The 17,061-nt window shown below is 34.5% G+C and carries 17 protein-coding genes and 2 pseudogenes; 16 read left to right on the forward strand and 3 right to left on the reverse strand.

What is annotated here, in order from left to right:
* The first annotated feature begins 4 nt into the window (after positions 1 to 4).
* The gene (locus BR87_RS00305; RefSeq protein WP_035027336.1) at positions 5 to 226 is read left to right on the forward strand and encodes a hypothetical protein; all 222 of its coding nucleotides are present in this window, start codon (positions 5 to 7) and stop codon (positions 224 to 226) included.
* A gap of 922 nt (positions 227 to 1,148) precedes the next feature.
* Here BR87_RS00305 and tnpC read toward each other — a convergent pair.
* Both tnpC and tnpB read right to left on the reverse strand, forming a co-directional pair.
* A complete protein-coding gene (tnpC, locus tag BR87_RS00315; RefSeq protein WP_169741123.1) occupies positions 1,149 to 2,687 on the reverse strand; it encodes an IS66 family transposase in 1,539 nt (512 codons plus the stop codon).
* A 128-nt stretch (positions 2,688 to 2,815) separates the two neighbouring features.
* Positions 2,816 to 3,175 (reverse strand): annotated as a pseudogene (tnpB, locus tag BR87_RS12975) (IS66 family insertion sequence element accessory protein TnpB).
* A 610-nt stretch (positions 3,176 to 3,785) separates the two neighbouring features.
* Here tnpB and BR87_RS13210 point away from each other — a divergent pair.
* The 15 genes and pseudogenes from BR87_RS13210 (at position 3,786) to BR87_RS00390 (ending at position 15,494) form a co-directional block, all read left to right on the forward strand.
* Complete coding sequence (locus tag BR87_RS13210; protein ID WP_211249957.1) at positions 3,786 to 3,953, forward strand: TM2 domain-containing protein; 168 nt, start codon at positions 3,786 to 3,788, stop codon at positions 3,951 to 3,953.
* A gap of 474 nt (positions 3,954 to 4,427) precedes the next feature.
* Complete coding sequence (locus BR87_RS00330) at positions 4,428 to 4,619, forward strand: hypothetical protein (RefSeq protein ID WP_035027340.1); 192 nt, start codon at positions 4,428 to 4,430, stop codon at positions 4,617 to 4,619.
* A 15-nt stretch (positions 4,620 to 4,634) separates the two neighbouring features.
* The gene (locus tag BR87_RS12980) at positions 4,635 to 4,811 is read left to right on the forward strand and encodes a hypothetical protein (protein ID WP_156959058.1); all 177 of its coding nucleotides are present in this window, start codon (positions 4,635 to 4,637) and stop codon (positions 4,809 to 4,811) included.
* 75 nt (positions 4,812 to 4,886) lie between these two features.
* Positions 4,887 to 5,357 (forward strand): hypothetical protein, encoded by a 471-nt coding sequence (locus tag BR87_RS12520; RefSeq protein ID WP_169741124.1) that lies wholly within the window; start codon positions 4,887 to 4,889, stop codon positions 5,355 to 5,357.
* Between the two features lie 224 nt (positions 5,358 to 5,581).
* Positions 5,582 to 6,563: pseudogene (gene rfbB, locus BR87_RS00340) on the forward strand (dTDP-glucose 4,6-dehydratase).
* 213 nt (positions 6,564 to 6,776) lie between these two features.
* Complete coding sequence (locus BR87_RS00345; RefSeq protein WP_035027342.1) at positions 6,777 to 7,544, forward strand: tyrosine-protein phosphatase; 768 nt, start codon at positions 6,777 to 6,779, stop codon at positions 7,542 to 7,544.
* A 492-nt stretch (positions 7,545 to 8,036) separates the two neighbouring features.
* Positions 8,037 to 8,342: a PTS sugar transporter subunit IIB gene (locus BR87_RS00350; RefSeq protein WP_035027344.1), complete on the forward strand. Its 306-nt coding sequence runs from the start codon at positions 8,037 to 8,039 to the stop codon at positions 8,340 to 8,342.
* Between the two features lie 73 nt (positions 8,343 to 8,415).
* A complete protein-coding gene (locus BR87_RS00355) occupies positions 8,416 to 9,744 on the forward strand; it encodes a PTS sugar transporter subunit IIC (protein WP_035027346.1) in 1,329 nt (442 codons plus the stop codon).
* A gap of 64 nt (positions 9,745 to 9,808) precedes the next feature.
* Positions 9,809 to 10,132 (forward strand): hypothetical protein, encoded by a 324-nt coding sequence (locus BR87_RS00360; RefSeq protein ID WP_035027349.1) that lies wholly within the window; start codon positions 9,809 to 9,811, stop codon positions 10,130 to 10,132.
* 81 nt (positions 10,133 to 10,213) lie between these two features.
* The gene (locus tag BR87_RS00365) at positions 10,214 to 11,311 is read left to right on the forward strand and encodes a DUF871 domain-containing protein (RefSeq protein WP_035027351.1); all 1,098 of its coding nucleotides are present in this window, start codon (positions 10,214 to 10,216) and stop codon (positions 11,309 to 11,311) included.
* Between the two features lie 82 nt (positions 11,312 to 11,393).
* Complete coding sequence (locus tag BR87_RS00370; protein WP_035027353.1) at positions 11,394 to 11,720, forward strand: PTS lactose/cellobiose transporter subunit IIA; 327 nt, start codon at positions 11,394 to 11,396, stop codon at positions 11,718 to 11,720.
* Positions 11,721 to 11,724: 4 nt separating this feature from the next.
* On the forward strand, positions 11,725 to 12,861 hold the full coding sequence (gene anmK, locus BR87_RS00375; protein ID WP_035027355.1) for an anhydro-N-acetylmuramic acid kinase AnmK: 1,137 nt from the start codon (positions 11,725 to 11,727) through the stop codon (positions 12,859 to 12,861).
* Between the two features lie 52 nt (positions 12,862 to 12,913).
* Entirely contained in the window at positions 12,914 to 13,765 is an 852-nt protein-coding gene (locus BR87_RS00380; protein WP_035027357.1) for a MurR/RpiR family transcriptional regulator, read from the forward strand.
* A gap of 308 nt (positions 13,766 to 14,073) precedes the next feature.
* On the forward strand, positions 14,074 to 15,267 hold the full coding sequence (locus tag BR87_RS13285; RefSeq protein WP_244877012.1) for a sunset domain-containing protein: 1,194 nt from the start codon (positions 14,074 to 14,076) through the stop codon (positions 15,265 to 15,267).
* Positions 15,268 to 15,293: 26 nt separating this feature from the next.
* Positions 15,294 to 15,494 (forward strand): hypothetical protein, encoded by a 201-nt coding sequence (locus BR87_RS00390; RefSeq protein ID WP_035027359.1) that lies wholly within the window; start codon positions 15,294 to 15,296, stop codon positions 15,492 to 15,494.
* A 102-nt stretch (positions 15,495 to 15,596) separates the two neighbouring features.
* On the opposite strand, the gene BR87_RS00395 is transcribed toward BR87_RS00390, so the two are convergent.
* A complete protein-coding gene (locus tag BR87_RS00395; protein ID WP_035027361.1) occupies positions 15,597 to 16,901 on the reverse strand; it encodes a PTS sugar transporter subunit IIC in 1,305 nt (434 codons plus the stop codon).
* Between the last annotated feature and the right edge of the window lie 160 nt (positions 16,902 to 17,061).

A 17,061-nucleotide genomic window follows, 5' to 3' on the forward strand; every position in this document is an offset into this window, starting at 1 on the left:
ATTTTTGGAAGAAAAAAAGGAGAGAGATAAAAGAATAGATATTATTAGAGCATTGGCCATGTTAGGAGTGATTGTGGCGCATATTAATGTCCATGCTATTATCTTGCAATTAAGAAGCTTTGATGTGTCTATGATGGCGTTATTGATGGGGACTTTTTTTTTCTTAGCAGCCCTGAAAAACGCTTTTCTTATAAACAATATATTTTTAAGAGAATTAAAAGATTAGCTATGCCTACTTGGAAAATATTAACTTTATTTTTTTGTCTTATGTTTTTAGGTTATCTTATAACGGGATCAGAGAAATTTGTTTTTTCTTTAAAGGATATTATTAGTTCTTACTTTTTTATAAAAGGAATAGGATTTGTATGGATTATTATGGTTTTTTTAGTAATTTCTTTTGCCAACCCATTACTTTTAAAGATAAGTAAGAAAATACAAAACACTAAAATTTATTTTTTCATATATCTAATGATTTATTTCGTTTACTTGGGTCTAACAGAACTAGATTTCCTCTTTGAGGGAAAGGCACTTACTTTGTACAACAACATATTCCTTTATAATATTGGTTATATGGTTATGGCTGCTATTGGAATTAGATTGAAATTATTGACACAAAAACAATTGCGACTAATGGTTGCTGCATTTTTTATGGTATTTGTTTTTTGATGGTCAGAATTGGTTTTACATTGACTAGTGCTGCCAAGTATCCGCCGACTACTTATTACTTTTCTTATGCCTTGTTTATTGGTTTAGGCCTTTATGACATTTTAAGTATTAAATCTGTTTTGAATATATTTGATAATAAGTTTATATATTTCACTTCCAAATATTCATTTGATATCTATTGAATATTGCGTTTAAATAGAGCCACGTGTGCGGAAAATTGAGCCAGTAGTTGCGGGGAATAGAGCCAGCTATTGTGGATATGAGAACCACTCAAACTATATAACTAAATATAAAAAGAAACCTTCTGTATAATAATATTGCATGTCTAAAAGCATGACACTATATACAGGAGGTTTTTTTATGATTCAATATCGTAAGATTCTGGAGTTACATTGTAAGCGCCTAATAGAAAGGTACCTAGAAAATGGAAAAGGATACCTCTATACTGAGAGGTGTCCAAATGATTGAATATCATGTGCGTTTTAATGACAATTTATCTGCACTTTTGGAGCCCATGGCAAATAAGCCTCCAAAAGTGTGTTTTTTTGATTTGGCAGGTGTGTCAGGAGATAATCAAAATATTTTTGTGGATTCAATCCATTGGCTTTTGCTGTTTCTTGCAGACTCAAGATGGCTGCGTTGGCGTGAGCACCTTCGGTGGTAGCCGCAAACAGCCAATTCTTCCGCCCCATGACGAGTGTTTTTATGCCGCGTTCTGCTAAGTTATTGGAAAGCACTAAGCGACCATCTCTCAGAAAATTCAATACTTTTACTTCCTGTTTTAATGCGTAGGAAATAGCTGTTCCGATTTTTCCTTTGATCATCGGATTCAGTGTTCGAAGCCACCCAAAAAATTCTTCAAGTTTTGGCTGCACAAACTCCCACCTTTTTAATTGCCGTTCCTCGACCGTCAGGTCTGCCAGTTTCTTTTCCTCTTGAAAGATAGCATCGCATTTCTCCACGGCTAACCGTGAAGTACTTTTCTTTTCCCCTTCTTCGGCGGGAAGAGCATCATAGAATTTCCTTCGAACATGAGCAAAACAGCCAATGGACGTAACATCAGTGAGTTTCCCGTAAGAGGAATACCCATCCGAGTGAAGGTATCCTTTATAACCAGCTAAAAAGTTTTCGAGAACCTCGCTTCCTCTGGAAGGTCCATGTTTGTAAATGTGGATTTTCTTCTCCGCATACCGTCCCGAGCTGAAGAGCCAGACGTAATCCTTTGTTCGATGGCTATCCAAAACATTGAAAGTTGTCTCATCCGCATGAAGCACCTCTTCTTCCAATAAGGCTTTCTTCAATAGCTGAACCAACGGTTCAAAATAATACTCACTGGTTTTTTTATGCCAATTGGAAATCTTGGTGCGTTTGATATCAAAATTCATCATCTTCCAATGGGCTTCCTGACGGTAAGTAGGGACTTTTTGTTGAAACTTTTGGTAAATGGTTTCTGCAATAAGAGAAGCAGAAGCGAAAGAGCCGCTGAGTGGAGGTTTCGGTACTTCAGCTTTTATGATAGATGTTTCTCCGTATTTTTCGCAAGATGGGCAGGAATAGGCCCATCGAATATGCCGATGATTCTCTAAGCGGGCAGGAATGTATACGACCTCTTCACGTACGACTTCTTTTCCCATTTCTTTCATGGCAGAAGCACATTGAGGACAAGTACAATTTTCTTCACGGTATAGATGCTCAACAACTGGTAAGTGAGCGAGTTTTTCTTTTTGATGACCTTTCTTCTTATGACGATGAACAGGATTTTCTTCGATTGTTTCTTCTTCGCTTTGGCTGCCAGTCTGCTCTGGCCAACTAAAAGATGGGTCATCCTCAAAAAAATCCGTTTGGTTGGGATGAATTTTTTCAGGAGACAAAGTCTCCTTTTTGCGTCCAAACAATTGTTGGAGAAGGTACTGGTTCTGTTCGCGTTGAAGGGCCAATTCTTCATTTACGTGTTTGAGTTGTTGTGTTAACTCAGTTAGATTTTGAGTCATTAACTCATTTTGTTGTAAGGCTTTTTCCAACTGCTTTTCTAACGACTTCGACATGAAGAGACCCTTCTTTCTGTTTTTTCGATAGGCTAATTATAATCGGTTTTCATCAGAAAAACTAGCCTGGAAAGAAAATTTATTCTCCGTTCCAGACTAGTTTTTTATGTCACGATTCCTTCAGCTGCCGGATGTATGGTAACTTTCTGATCAATTGACAACCCTTCCAGCAGCCAACGTAGTTGCTGGGAAGTCAGTTGTTTGAATTCTTGTTGATTTCTAGGCCACTTCAAACGGCCATTTTCGAGTCTCTTTTATAAAAGAATAAACCCGTCTCCCTCCCAATATAGGGCTTTGAACCGGTCTTTTCTTCCACCGCAAAATAGGAATACGGCATCATCGTAGACATTCATATCGTATTCTTCCACAATTGTTGCAGCTAAACCATCAATTTGCCGGCGCATATCAGTTTTTCCACAAACGATAAATACATTCTTCACTTTAGTAAGGTCAATAATTTTCATGAGCACTTAACTCCGATAAAAGAATATGCACTATCTCCTCTTTGATCTCTTCATAGAGAAATAACTCTGCTCAGGAGAATTTGACACGATCCACCAATGTAGAGGGGGAAGCCTTCGGCTTAAATGACGTGGTAGATGGAGCTTTTTAATCACCGGTTAACGTCACTGGGACAATATCTTGTTTTGCTTTCAAAAATAAAACCTCCTGTAAACTTGAATTGTTTCAAGTTTATCAAGAAGTCTTATATTTCGGAAGATACCTTTCTATTATGCGCTTATGGTGTGCTAATAAAAATGTGAGTTTGTCTATTAACATTTTTAAATAATGTCCGATATTTAAAAGTTGTATAAAAAAGAAAATGCTTGTTTTTATGGATTCTATTATTTTTTCATTGATGAAGGAGGTTTTAATTTACATTTTTATCTGAAGATGATACGAGAGAACAAGGCAAGATAAATGCTTTTTGAATGGAAAAAGTATTTGGCGCGCGAAATGATAGGTAGAGCAATAATACAAAAAAATAATTATTTATAGTATGAGTATAGTCGTTTAAATGAATCTTTAGATAATAGAAAATGAAAAAATATATTTAATGGAGGAGAAGTCTAAATGTATAACAAATTAACAAGCGAAGAAAAAATGTTAGCTTATTCTGAAGTGGCAAATAATAAGAAAAGCACAGATGTCGCTTATTTATTATGGTTCTTTCTGGGGTCAATAGGTATTCACAGTTTTTATCTGAATCGTAAAGGATCAGGTATCACAATACTGATTTAAGCGTCGTTGGATGGTTGACAACGTTCTTGATAATAGGTTTCTTATTCCTTGCAGTAGTTGGCATCTGGGTTCTTGTAGATGTATTCTTAGTTGGTAAAATGGTTAAAGAAGAAAATGAAAAATTAGTCGAAGAATGTTATAGAAAAATATTAGCTGGTAGAGCGGCTACTGTTTAATTGTTCTGAATTTTTAAATCTCTGCCTATTCTGATGTAATGGGATTATAGCAAACAGCTCATTTTCTTTTGTTGATTTTCATCTTAAACAAATCATACAAAAGTTTTGGAGTTGTTTGTATTTTTATACCAAAAAAAATACAAAGCTTATGAAACAGGAGAAAAAAATATAAAAGGAGGAAATAATACAAATGCATATATAAAAAAAAAACGCTGATCGCACTAATTCTGATAGTTTTACTAATTGTTGGAGGCGGTTCGGTAATTGCTATTGAAAAAAATAAAAAGAAGAACAAAAAATGTATGATGAAAAAATTGAAAAATATCTAAATGAAATCAACGAAAAGTACTATGAAACAACTTTAGAAAAAGATGAAACTAAAAAATTAGAAGAGTTAAAAAATATTATTGTAGCACAAAAAGGATATAAAGCGGACAAAGAAAAAGACGAAAAAGTCTTAAATGCACATAAGGATTCAATCAATAAATAAAAAAAAGAATTTAAAATGGGTAATGGAGAAATATTGAAAGAAAATACTATTAAAGAATTAGACAAAGAAGAAAAAGATGCAATTAAGAAAAAATCAGAAGCTTTAAAATCCTTAAAAGAAAAATTTAAATTACAAGAAAATATTGTTTATACTAAGAAAGAAAAAGAAGAATTAGATAAGAAAATAGATTAAATTTTGAAGACATACAATGATAGAGTAATACAATTAGAAAAAGAAAAGGCTGAAAAAAAAGCTGAGGAACAAAGAATGAAAGATGAGCAAGAAGCACAAGCCCGATTGGAAGCAGAACAGCAATTAGAAAATCAAGATGGCGTTGACTATAGTGAAAAAAATGCTTCTGATGCTAATGGTTCTGTTGAAAGCAGCAACAGTAGCGGAAGCAGCGATACTACAAGCAGAAATCCTAATGTGGAAAATAGCCAAACCCCAAGTACAAACAATAGTCAAAACAGTTATAATAATATAAGCAGCAATAATGAAGACAGTAGCAACAATAGTGGAAATGAACAAACACCACAAACAACAAAACCAAATAATTCATCAAGCAACAACAGTTCATCTAATAATTCTAGCAAAGAATATGGACCTTCATGGATAGGAGATAGCAAAAATAAACGGGATAACTGGATAGAAAAAAACACAGATGGTTCCTTTTCAGCAGGGGTAGGTAATGGAACTAACGATGAAGAACTAGGAGGATGGGTGGTTGGTGACTGAACTATAAAAAACAAGAGACTTTACATCCTTATTTTTTTGTTTAAAGATATAGAGGGATAGATTAGTTTAAAAGAATACCATCACTTCATAAATTCTTAAAAACATATATTCTTTTATCGATCTGCAAGGCCTTACAGTGAATTGAATCATTTTTCAAGGGAAATTATTGAGTTGCCAAAGTGAACTGAATTTAATGCATCATTTAACTGGAGGGAACATAAAAAATGAATTTATTAGTAACCGGTAGAGCGGGTTTTATCGGCAGCAACTTTGTTCATTATTTGTTGGAAAACTATCAGGAGTATAAATTGGTCAATTTAGATTTATTGACTTATGCCGGCAATATCCATAATTTAGCTGATATTTGGGAGAATCCCAATCATGTATTTGTACAAGGCAACATTACAAATAAGGAATTAGTACGTCATTTGGTCAAAGAACATGAAATCACTCATTTTGTGAATTTTGCGGCTGAATCGCACGTGGATCGGAGCATTTTTGACCCTGAAGCATTTGTTGAAACCAATATTCAAGGAACGTTGGCTTTATTAAATGTAGCCAAAGAAATGAAAATTGAAAAATACGTACAAATCTCAACGGATGAAGTATATGGAGAATTAGGAGCGGAAGGATATTTTACCGAAGAAACGCCAGTAGCACCAAATAGCCCTTATTCAGCAAGTAAAGCGGCTGCTGATTTATTGGTACGATCATACTATGTAACTTATGAATTTTAATATTACACGCTGCTCATACAATTATGGTCCATATCAGTTTCCAGAGAAGTTGGTAACCTTGATGATCACTAATGGGTTGAATGGGAGAAGCTTGCCAATTTATGGTGATGGTTCGAATGTGCGCGATTGGCTGAATGTTCAAGATCACTGCAAAGCAATTGATTTAGTTCTGCATAAAGGACGCAAGGGTGAAGTATACAACATCGGCGGACATAATGAACGCACCAATAATGAAATTGTTGATTTGATCGTTGATAACCTTGGTCTATCGCAGGAACTGATTACGTATGTGGAAGATCGTTTAGGCCACGACAAACGCTATGCGATTAACCCCTAAAAAATAGAAAATGAACTTGGCTGGAGACCGAAATACACCTTTGATACAGGGATCGAGGAAACGATTGAATGGTACCGACAAAATGAAAAGTGGTGGCGTCCATTAAAGAAGCGTGCTGAACTAACTAATTAAACAGCAATAAGAGACTTATTTTGCAGCTGAAATGAGTCTCTTGTTTTATTGACGCGAGAGCAATTTGATTAACTAAAGCTATGGATGAATTTAAAAAACACTGAAATAAAAGAATTGATTTTCAACTAGCTAGTATAAAGATTCTATTCTATAATGAGAATGTAGATTACATGAAGTTACAGATTACTCAAAATAGATTGAGGGGATAAAAAAATGATTGATTTACACTGCCATATTTTGCCTGGTATTGATGATGGGGCAAAGGATATAGAAGATTCAATAGATATGGCGCGAGCAGCTGTTGCAGAAGGCATTACGCATATTTTAGCTACTCCGCATTATAAAAATGGCCACTGGGACAATGAGAAAAAAGATATTTTAGTTCTAGTAGATGAATTGCAAGAGGAATTAGATGCAAGAGATATTCCGCTGACTATTTTTCCTGGACAGGAAGTTCGGATTAATGGGGAATTGTTTGAAGATTTAGCAGAAGAAAAAATTCAATTTATTGATGAAGGCAACCAATATGTATTAATTGAATTTCCAACACCTTCTATACCGGCATATACAGAATCGTTATTCTTTGAATTGCAAAAAGAGGGAATCACGCCGATCATCGTTCATCCTGAACGCAACCGAGCAGTGTTAAAAAATCCAAATGTCTTATTGCCATTTGTTGAAAAAGGAGCATTAGCACAACTGACTGCTGCTAGTTATACTGGGGGTTTTGGAAAGAGTATTCAAAAAGTAAGCAAACAGCTTGTTGAAGCAAATCTGGTTCATTTTATCGCTTCAGATGCACATAATATTTCTTCACGGTCTTTCCATATGAAAGAAGCTTTTCGAAAGCTGGAAAAAGAATTTGGGAGAGAAAAAGTTAACGAGTATCAACAAGTCACGAAAGACTTAGTTAACGGAGAAGTGATCGTCTCTCCAACAGCACGAACAGTGAAACAACCAAAGTTTTTGGGATTGTTCTAAATAGAAAGATAGAGTAAAACCTACAAGTAACTTCTTTTAATATAAAATAACCTCATGCAATTTTTAATTGTGTGAGGTTATTTTGTGTCTATTGTATAAAAAAATTAGTAACGACATCCCATTGATGGAGAAGATTAGTTAAACAAAAGGATAATATTTTAAAAGAGAAAAGGAATTATATTCCATTTATTAATAAAAAGTGTTGAAATAATATTTCGATTAAGTTATACTCATTTTGAAAGGGGATACATACAGATTGGTTAAAGCATAAATATGATAAAAGACTTAGATTGAAGAATTCGTAAAGGAGGGTAATTCGTTTGTTTTGTAAACGCTTTTAATAATGAATCTAAGTATTGATATTAAAAGTAATAGTATAAAGAGTTTATCACAAAATGCATTAAAAGGTTATGTATTCTTTTTTTAGTAAAAGCTGGAGAGGTATCTAGTAAGAAACAATTAGGAAGTAGTAAATAAGAGGAGGAAAACAAGATGAATGTCATTATGGTTTGTTCGGGTGGTATGTCAAGTACAATTGTCGTTAAAGCAATAAAGAAAGAGGCAGATAAACAAGGTTTAGATTTAGATATCAAAGCTGTTGGATCAGGAGAAGTAGAAGAAGAGTTAAAAAATGAAAAGTATGATTTGCTGCTTGTTGCACCACAGGTAAAGCATAGATTTGCTGCTTTTGAGACTTATGCTAATGAAGCTGGTGTTCCAATCGAAAAAGTGGAGCCAATGGGCTATACTCCTATCGGTGCTCCAAAAACATTAGAAACAATAAAAAAATACCAGTAATTATTTTTAAGAAGATCTATACGTGTAATAAAATGAGTATTTACCAATTATTTACTTAAAGGAGAAAATAAAAATGACGAACTTTTTAAATTGGTTGGAAACAAAGTTTATGCCGCCATTAGCGAAGCTTTCTGAACAAAAACATTTAAAAGCGATTCGGGATGGAGTTATCTCTACATTATCACTGATTATTATTGGCTGTTTCTTCCTAGTTATAGGAAATCCGCCTGTAGAATCTTGGGCTGAAGCTATTGCTCCTTACGCGGCTCAAATAGCTATACCGTTTCGGATTACCACTGGTTTAATGTCTTTATATGCAGCATATGGAATGGGATATAGTTTATCGAAATCATATAAGCTAGATGGTGTTTCGGGAGGAGTTTTGTCTTTAGCTACCTTTTTAATGTTAACGATTCCAGTAAACGTTGATGCTTCTCTTCCTGCAGATGCTGGTATTGGTTGGGTGCTTCCGATGGGTAACCTTGGCGGATCAGGCATGTTTTCTGCTATTTTGGCAATGATTTTTGCAGTTGAAGTATTACGATTTTTCAAACAAAAGAATTTAATGATCAAGATGCCAGAGCAAGTACCTGAATCTGTTGCGCGAAGTTTTGAAGCTCTGATTCCTGGAGCATTCGTTATTGTTTTTGTTTGGATTATTCGTGTATTGCTTAACTTTGATATCAATCAAATTTTAATCAACATTTTTTCACCATTAAATAATATTTTAGGCAATAATTTGTTAGGAGTCTTATTGCCGGTTGTATTGATTACTTTATTATGGGCAGCAGGTGTGCATGGAGTGAGTGTTATCGGTTCGATCGTTAGACCCATGTGGTTAGTCATGCTTGAAGCAAATGGACAAGCATTGATCAGTGGTACTCCGGGGAATGAATTGCCTTATATTGCTCCAGAACAATTCTATCAATGGTTAGTATGGGTTGGTGGATCTGGTGCGACATTGTCTTTATGTATCTTATTATTATTTACAAAATCTGTTTATTTAAAGCAAGTAGGACGTTTTTCAATTATTCCAGCTATTTTTAATATCAATGAACCCTTGATATTCGGAGCACCAATCGTGATGAATCCGATACTGGCTATTCCGTTTGTGGTAGCTCCGTCAGTAACGACAACTATCAGTTATTTTGCAGTGAAATTTAGTATTATTAATGGATTCTCTGTTAATGCCCCATGGACATTACCAGCACCAATTGGAGCATTCTTATCTGCAGGAAATGATTGGAAAGCGGCTGTCTTAGTATTAATCAACATAACTATTGCTAGTTTGATTTACTATCCGTTTGTCAAAGTCTATGATAAGAAAATGCTAGAAGAAGAAAATACAGAAGTACAAGAAAATGAGTTTAACGAAGTAAATGCAGTAACCAGTTCAAGATAAGTGGGAGAGGGCTGTTTAGGATAAACTAATCAGTCCTTTTCATTCTAGAATAGGAGGGGAAAAAATGAAATTGATTATCATACTGGTACTTATTCTTTTTATTTTGATAGGAGTAAAGTTAGTGAATATCTTACAAAAAAAAGGAATCTTTATCAATCGATGGATTTTTGGTTTTGCAGCTTTTCTGATTGTTTTAATTCCGAGTGTATTTTTTGATTCAATTCCTGATATTGGAAAGAACCTATTGTATGTACTTTCCGGTTTGTTTGCAATTATGTTTTTTGAAACAGGCCGTATTATGATCGAAAAGAATGAAATAAAAGGGATGATCCGCTCAGACCAGTTTCCTAAGACAGCTAAAAAGAAGACGAAAGTTGCTAGCAAGTAACTAGAACATATACAAAATAGACCAAGCGATAAAATCTATTCGAGTGATAGTATGAATAAGAAAGAAATGGAGAAAGATAAAATGAGACGATTAGGCATATCCGTATACCCCAATCATAGTACGGTTGAAGAAATCAGAGATTACATTGAACTGGCTGCTCGCTATAATTTTAAAAGAGTTTTTACTTGCTTACTCTCTGTAGAAGGCAATAAGGAAGAAGTAGTTAAAGAATTTACAGAAGTCATTGCATTTGCAAAAGAAAAAAAGATGGAGGTAATTGCTGATGTCAGTCCTAAAGTATTTGGAGAATTAAATATCAGCTACCAAGATCTAACTTTTTTTAAAGAAATAGGAGCGGATGGAATCCGTTTAGATATGGGATATACCGGTAATGAGGAGTCTATTATGACTTTTAATCCTCAAGGACTAAAAATTGAATTGAACATTAGCAGCGGTACGAAATATTTAGACAATATTTTAAGTTATCAAGCTAATGCTGATCAGTTAATGGGATGCCATAATTTTTATCCTCATCGGTATACCGGCTTGAACTATGACCACTTTATCGAAACCAGTAAGCAATACAAGAAACAGGGCATCACGACTGCAGCATTTGTTAACTCTCCGTCAGCTCATATCGGTCCATGGCCAGTAGACGAAGGATTATGTACATTGGAAATGCATCGCGAATTGCCAATAGTAGTTCAAGCAAAACATTTATGGGCTACAGAAGTGATTGATGATGTGATTATCGCTAATGCATTTGCAGCAGAAGAAGAATTAAAAGCATTAAGTGAAATCGATCCTTATCAATTAACCTTAAATTGTGAACTGGTTGAAGACATTCCAGAAACGGAGAAAAAAATCGTTTTAGAAGAATTGCATTTTAATCGAGGTGATGTTTCAGATTATGTCATTCGTTCTACACAAAGCCGTGTAAAGTATAAAGGACATGAATTCGTTCCTTTTAACACTAAGGACCTTCAGAGAGGAGATGTTATCATTGAAACATCTCTTTATGCTCATTATGCCGGCGAATTACAAGTTGCTTTACAAGCGATGAAAAATTCTGGAAAAACCAATGTTGTCGGTCACGTTGTTGAAGATGAACACTTTTTATTAGATTATGTAAAACCTTGGCAAAAATTCAAATTTCATTTAAAAAAGGACGATCTTTAAATGATTTTAAAAGAAAAAGGTCTACATAGATGAGTATTTTCTGCTTTTCTAGTTCTAAAACAACAAAAAGGAGTTTAAAAAAATGGAAGATTTAGAAACTATTATTTTTGAAATTATTATTCATGGAGGAAATGCTCGAGCATTAGCTTATGAAGCTCTTGAAAAAGCTCGTTTAAATGAGTATGAAGAAACTGATCGTTTGATGGAAGAATGCAAAAAAGAAATGAATTTAGCACATAATACTCAGACTAAATTAGTACAAGATGAAGTTCGGGGCAACGATGTAAACATTAGTTTGTTGTTAATTCATGCTCAAGATCAATTAATGACTTCAATGGCTGAGCAGACCTTGATTCTTCAAATGATTGAGATGCAGAAAGAAATCAATACATTAAGAAATAAGGAGTGATGAAATGGCGTTTGCAGTAGGGTTAATGTCAGGAACTTCTCTAGATGGTATTGATGCAGCTTTAGTTGAAATAAAAGGCACAAATACAGAAACTACAGTTAATTTAATCGATTTTATTACGTACCCGTTAGGAACTGAAACGATAGCAAAAATCAAAGATGTACTTTCTATACAAACGTCTTCTGTTGATAAGATTTGCAGCTTAAACTTTGAATTAGGTTATTTATTTAGTGAAGCCGTTAAAGAAGTCTGTAAAAAAGCTGAATTCCCCTTATCACAGTTAGACTTTGTTGCTTCTCACGGACAGACAATTTTTCATTTGCCTATTCCAGACGTATCTCAAGTTGCCTCAACACTTCAAATTGGCGAATCAGCAGTTATTTGTGAAGAAGTCAAAACAACGGTTGTTTCTGATTTCAGAACGCGAGACATGGCATTAAAAGGACAAGGAGCTCCGATTGTGCCCTATTCTGAATTCGTTTTATACCGTGATGAAAAAAGGACCCGTTTACTACAAAATATTGGCGGAATAGGGAACGTTACAGTTATTCCTAGTTCAGCTGAATTAGAAGAGCTTACAGCTTTTGATACAGGACCTGGAAATATGATCATTGATGAATTGTGTGAGGTGTTTTATCAAAAAAAATACGATGAAAATGGTCATTATGCTGCATTAGGGAAAGTAAATGAAGAAGTATTAAATGAAATGATGGAACATCCATTCATTAAGAGGCATTATCCGAAAACGACTGGAAGAGAAGAGTTTGGCAAAGAATATACACAAGCTTTACTAGAAAAGTGGCAAGGAAAAATAAAACCAAATGATTTAATAGCAACCGTCACTATGTTTACTGCACAAGCAATTGCTGTAAATGCGAAGCCATTTATAGATCAATCGACAGATTTGATTATAAGCGGCGGTGGAAGCTATAACGACACTTTAGTTCAAATGATTAAAGAACAATTACCTGAAGTACATGTAATGATTCAAGAAGAAGTCGGACTTTCTTCAGAAGCAAAAGAAGCCATTGCAATGACGATTTTAGCGAACCAAACATTGCATCACTTACCTAGTAATGTTCCAAGTGCCACCGGAGCAAAAAAAGCAGCAATACTTGGAAAAGTTACTTATTATCAATAGATTGATTTCTTCATGAAATTCCTGTAATCTTTGATAATATGAGGTGAAAAAAATGGTCGGAAATAATATTTTAGGCAGGATCAGGAGCGTGTTAAGCGAACTTCCAAATTCAGAAAAAAAGATTGGGAATTTTATTTTACAGCACCCAGAAGAAACAATTAAAATGACAACCGCTCAATTGGGCGAAGCATCTGATTCCAATTCTACCGCTGTGATACGATTTTGCAACCGAATCGGCATAAACGGATTCACAAAATTAAAAGTCGATTTATCAGCTGAAATTGTTTCAGCCGACGAAATAGATTATGCAGATATACAATCAGAAGAATCCATTAATGAAATTAAGAGTAAACTATTAGGCAATGCTTTTAAATCAATGGAAGAAACAATTTCTTTAATGAATGATTACGATATTGAAAAAATAGTGGAACTTTTATATACGGCCTCAATTATCTATGTATATGGAATTGGATCATCACATCTAGTAGCTGAGAACACAGCTCAAAAGTGGAGTAGAATTGGGAAAGTTTGTATTTGTCCTACTGACTCTCATAGTTTGCTTACTATGCTGACATCCGCTCCCAAAAATGCTGTTTTTTTTAGTATTTCTAATTCAGGTGAAACACGAGAAATTATCGAGTTGATTAAAGTAGCTGAAAAATACCATATTAAAACAATTGGATTAACTCAATTTGGAAATAATCCGCTCTCCAATCGAGTGACTTATTCTTTGCAAACTGTAAGACCATATGAAAATGAGAATAAACGTGGTGCAACTAGTTCTTTACATGCTCAATTTATTGCAGTAGATGTACTTTTCTACGCCTATGCTGCTAAAGATTATGAAAGCTCCATTGAAAAAATTAGACGATCGCGTACAGAAATCAATCGCTTTAAAAACTGAAACTTTAACTATTGAATTAAATAGTTGGAGTTAAAGATGTACGGGTCTTTGGAAACAAATGTTTTTAAAGAAGATAATAAAAAAAAGCCATGGTTATCTATTTTATACTGGAGATAACTATGGCTTTGCGGTTGCTTTAAAAGCTGAAATAATTCTTATACTCTCAGAAAGAATCCACTCAATATAGTATTACTTAATTCTTTCTTTTATTTACCGTTATTATCGATATAAACAAAGAAAGGAGAATCAAAAGAGCTGGTATATCCTCATACGTTTTATTATTAATATAAAATAGAAGGGGATTTTTTATGAAAAATTGGAAAGTTATTATATGGTTATGTGTATTTTACCCTGCCGGGATTTATTTCATGTTTAAATATACGAAATGGAAAAAAGGTATTAAGTATACTATTACAGCGTTTCTAAGTATTATTGCAGGTATTATTGTTGCTTCTGGAGAGTTGTTTTTTTCCTTAGTCATTTCTGGAATGTTTATTTTTTTAATTGGATTAATATCCATTGTTAAAAGTGTTGTCAATAAAGGAAGTAAAAAAGTGCCATTTGCTATTTTATTTGTTGGCATCTTGCTATTTGGCTTTAGTATTCCACAAGTTGAAAGCCAAGAAGCAGAACGAGTAGCAATAGAACAACAGCAGCAAAAAGAAGAACAAAAAGAACAAGAAAAGAAAGAAAAAGAAAAACAACTTGCTCAATTAAAAGAAGCCACTGTAGCCGTTGAAGCTGTTGAACAAGATAAAAATAGAGAAAACTATGATAAGGCCTACACACTAGTAGCTGCTCTTGCACTAGAAGATGAAGGTCTAACCAAACGTTTAAAAGTTATTGATACATATTTAATTAAAGAAGAAAAAACGAAAGAAGCTACTCTTGCAGTAGAAGCAGCAGAAGAAAATAAGACGAGAGAAAATTACGATAAAGCCTTTTCTATTGTTTCTTCTATTGACCTAGAAGACTCTGATTTAGATGCACGATTAGCAGAAGTAGAAAAATTTGTAGTCTCAGAAGAAGATAAAAATGAAAAAGCTGTTGCCGCTTTAGAAAAAGTAAAATCAGATAAAAATAGAGATTCTTATAACGCAGCCTCCACGTTAATTTCTGCATTAGCTGTAAAGAATACAAACTTAACTTATAGACTAAAAGAAGTTGATAAAGTTATAAGTGCTGAAGAAACTAGGATAGCTACTGAGAAAGCAAAAGAAGCTGAAGAAGCTCAAAAAGCCGAAGAAGAACTTGTTGCTGAAGAGAATAAAAAAGCAACCAAAGAGGCTGAACAGCGAGAACAAGCTAAAAACGAAAACCCAACAACTTCCAGTGCTGGATCATATGTGGATGCTCAAGTAAACGGCTTAATTAAAGGAAGCAGTTCGGGAATCTATCATGTACCGGGTAGTACGTATTATGACAGAACTACAAATCCTGTTGCCTATTTTACCTCAATAGAAGAAGCGCAAGCTGCTGGATATCGAGCACCCTTGAGGTGAGTTTTAAGAAGGAGCGTGTTGTAGTAATGAAAATAGGAATGAGAAAACCCAATATAAAAAAATCGATTAGCGCCCGGACTACAGGGAAAGCTAAAAGGGTGGTTAAAAAAACTGTCATACCGGGTTACGGAAAAAAAGGCACAGGTTGGATAAAAGATCCAAAAAAAGCAGCTTACAATAAAGTATATAAAAAGACGACCTTTTCTATTTTTGATTGGTTCAAATAAATTAAAAAATCTTATTTTCTGTTTCATAGGTTAGACTTTTAAATAAAACAACAAGATCCAGTTATCATATAAGCGATGATAACTGAGCCTTGTTTCTTTTTTTTAGCTTTGAAGCACTTCTTCTTTGCTTAAACTGTTTTCATAAATTTTAAAGAACGGGTAGTAAATGAAGATACTTAAAATGATCAAAGCGCAATAAAAGAGAACATTTTTAAAGTCCATTGTTGCTAAGTATGCTTGGGCGAAGAATGGAGTGAAAGAAGGATCAATAATATATCCCATAGAAATAATTCCGCTTAGTTGAGCATAATAGGTCAGGACCAAGTTAATGATTGGCGTGATCAAAAAGGGAATAGCCAAGATGGGGTTAAATACGATAGGCAATCCAAAGATAATTGGCTCATTGATCCCGCAGATTCCTGGAACAATCGAAATTTTGCTTAAGGTCTTAAGATGCGTCAATTTACTGCGCATCATTAAAATAATCAAGCCCAATGTTCCGCCGGATCCGCCTAAAACAGAAATCCGGAACATTTGCAGGTTCATCGCCACATCTGGTTGTTGCCCATTAGCAACTAATTCACTGTTGATACCGGTATTGGCGATTCCAATTGAGAAAAGAATCGGAAAAATAATAGAAGAGCCGTTGATACCGAACAACCATAAGAAGTTGCCGAATGTAACAATAGCGATAAAGCCCCAAAGGTTGCCGGCAAATCCTAAAGCAGGTGTGAGAATCGACATAATGAATTCTGGGAAAGTACTGCCGGTTAAAGCAATGATAATTAAATTTGCTCCATAGATAAGAATGATATTAAAAAGTAAAGGAAGCAAGGAGTTCACAAAAGCAGTCACTGCAGTAGGAACAGAATCCGGCATCGTGATCTTCCAGTTCAGCCGATCAATCATCCGAGTAACTTCTACGACAATTAATCCGATAATAATAGCTACGAATAAACCGTTAGTCTCAAGGAATTCAGTTGAGATTTGTCCTTCGACACTGTTGGCAGCTACTAACATGAAAATGGAAACGGACATCATTCCGTTCATCGCGGCATTTAATTGATAGTCGCGTGCCAATGAATAAGCAATACCAAAAGCACAAATCAAACCAAAAATGCCCATTGTCATATTGTAAGGAGCTGTTAGCAAGTCATAATTCGCAACAGCAAATTCTTTCCAACTTGCTAAAAATCGGACAAAAAAGTTGGCTGTTTCTGGATTGTATAAGTCCAGATTGATCGGAGGGTTGGCAAAAATCAAGAATAGCGAACCCACCACGATGAACGGCAACCCGAACATCATCCCTGTAGAAATGGCTTTTAAATGAACCTGGTTACCCAATTTATTCCCGATTGGACTTAAAACACGGTCTAATTTTTCTAGAAAAGTATCATTCTTTTTCATGGCTTTTCTCCTCGTTTTTTAAGTTATTCGACAGAAGACTTCCACTTCTATCAGTAGGAGATACCTTTCGTTTGAGCTTTAGCTCAAAATGGTTGTGATTATCAATCACGTAAGCCTTTCCTTGCTTAAAAATCCTTTGTAGAGTATACTGTATTTAAAA

Source organism: Carnobacterium mobile DSM 4848, from assembly GCF_000744825.1.
GTDB lineage: Bacteria > Bacillota > Bacilli > Lactobacillales > Carnobacteriaceae > Carnobacterium_A > Carnobacterium_A mobile.

Coding starts and splice junctions, on each gene's coding strand:
- BR87_RS13210 (WP_211249957.1), top strand. CDS start 3,786: ATGTATAACAAATTAACAAGCGAAGAAAAAATGTTAGCTTATTCTGAA.
- BR87_RS00330 (WP_035027340.1), top strand. CDS start 4,428: ATGTATGATGAAAAAATTGAAAAATATCTAAATGAAATCAACGAAAAG.
- BR87_RS12980 (WP_156959058.1), top strand. CDS start 4,635: ATGGGTAATGGAGAAATATTGAAAGAAAATACTATTAAAGAATTAGAC.
- BR87_RS12520 (WP_169741124.1), top strand. CDS start 4,887: ATGAAAGATGAGCAAGAAGCACAAGCCCGATTGGAAGCAGAACAGCAA.
- BR87_RS00345 (WP_035027342.1), top strand. CDS start 6,777: ATGATTGATTTACACTGCCATATTTTGCCTGGTATTGATGATGGGGCA.
- BR87_RS00350 (WP_035027344.1), top strand. CDS start 8,037: ATGAATGTCATTATGGTTTGTTCGGGTGGTATGTCAAGTACAATTGTC.
- BR87_RS00355 (WP_035027346.1), top strand. CDS start 8,416: ATGACGAACTTTTTAAATTGGTTGGAAACAAAGTTTATGCCGCCATTA.
- BR87_RS00360 (WP_035027349.1), top strand. CDS start 9,809: ATGAAATTGATTATCATACTGGTACTTATTCTTTTTATTTTGATAGGA.
- BR87_RS00365 (WP_035027351.1), top strand. CDS start 10,214: ATGAGACGATTAGGCATATCCGTATACCCCAATCATAGTACGGTTGAA.
- BR87_RS00370 (WP_035027353.1), top strand. CDS start 11,394: ATGGAAGATTTAGAAACTATTATTTTTGAAATTATTATTCATGGAGGA.
- anmK (WP_035027355.1), top strand. CDS start 11,725: ATGGCGTTTGCAGTAGGGTTAATGTCAGGAACTTCTCTAGATGGTATT.
- BR87_RS00380 (WP_035027357.1), top strand. CDS start 12,914: ATGGTCGGAAATAATATTTTAGGCAGGATCAGGAGCGTGTTAAGCGAA.
- BR87_RS13285 (WP_244877012.1), top strand. CDS start 14,074: ATGAAAAATTGGAAAGTTATTATATGGTTATGTGTATTTTACCCTGCC.
- BR87_RS00390 (WP_035027359.1), top strand. CDS start 15,294: ATGAAAATAGGAATGAGAAAACCCAATATAAAAAAATCGATTAGCGCC.
- BR87_RS00395 (WP_035027361.1), bottom strand. CDS start 16,901: ATGAAAAAGAATGATACTTTTCTAGAAAAATTAGACCGTGTTTTAAGT.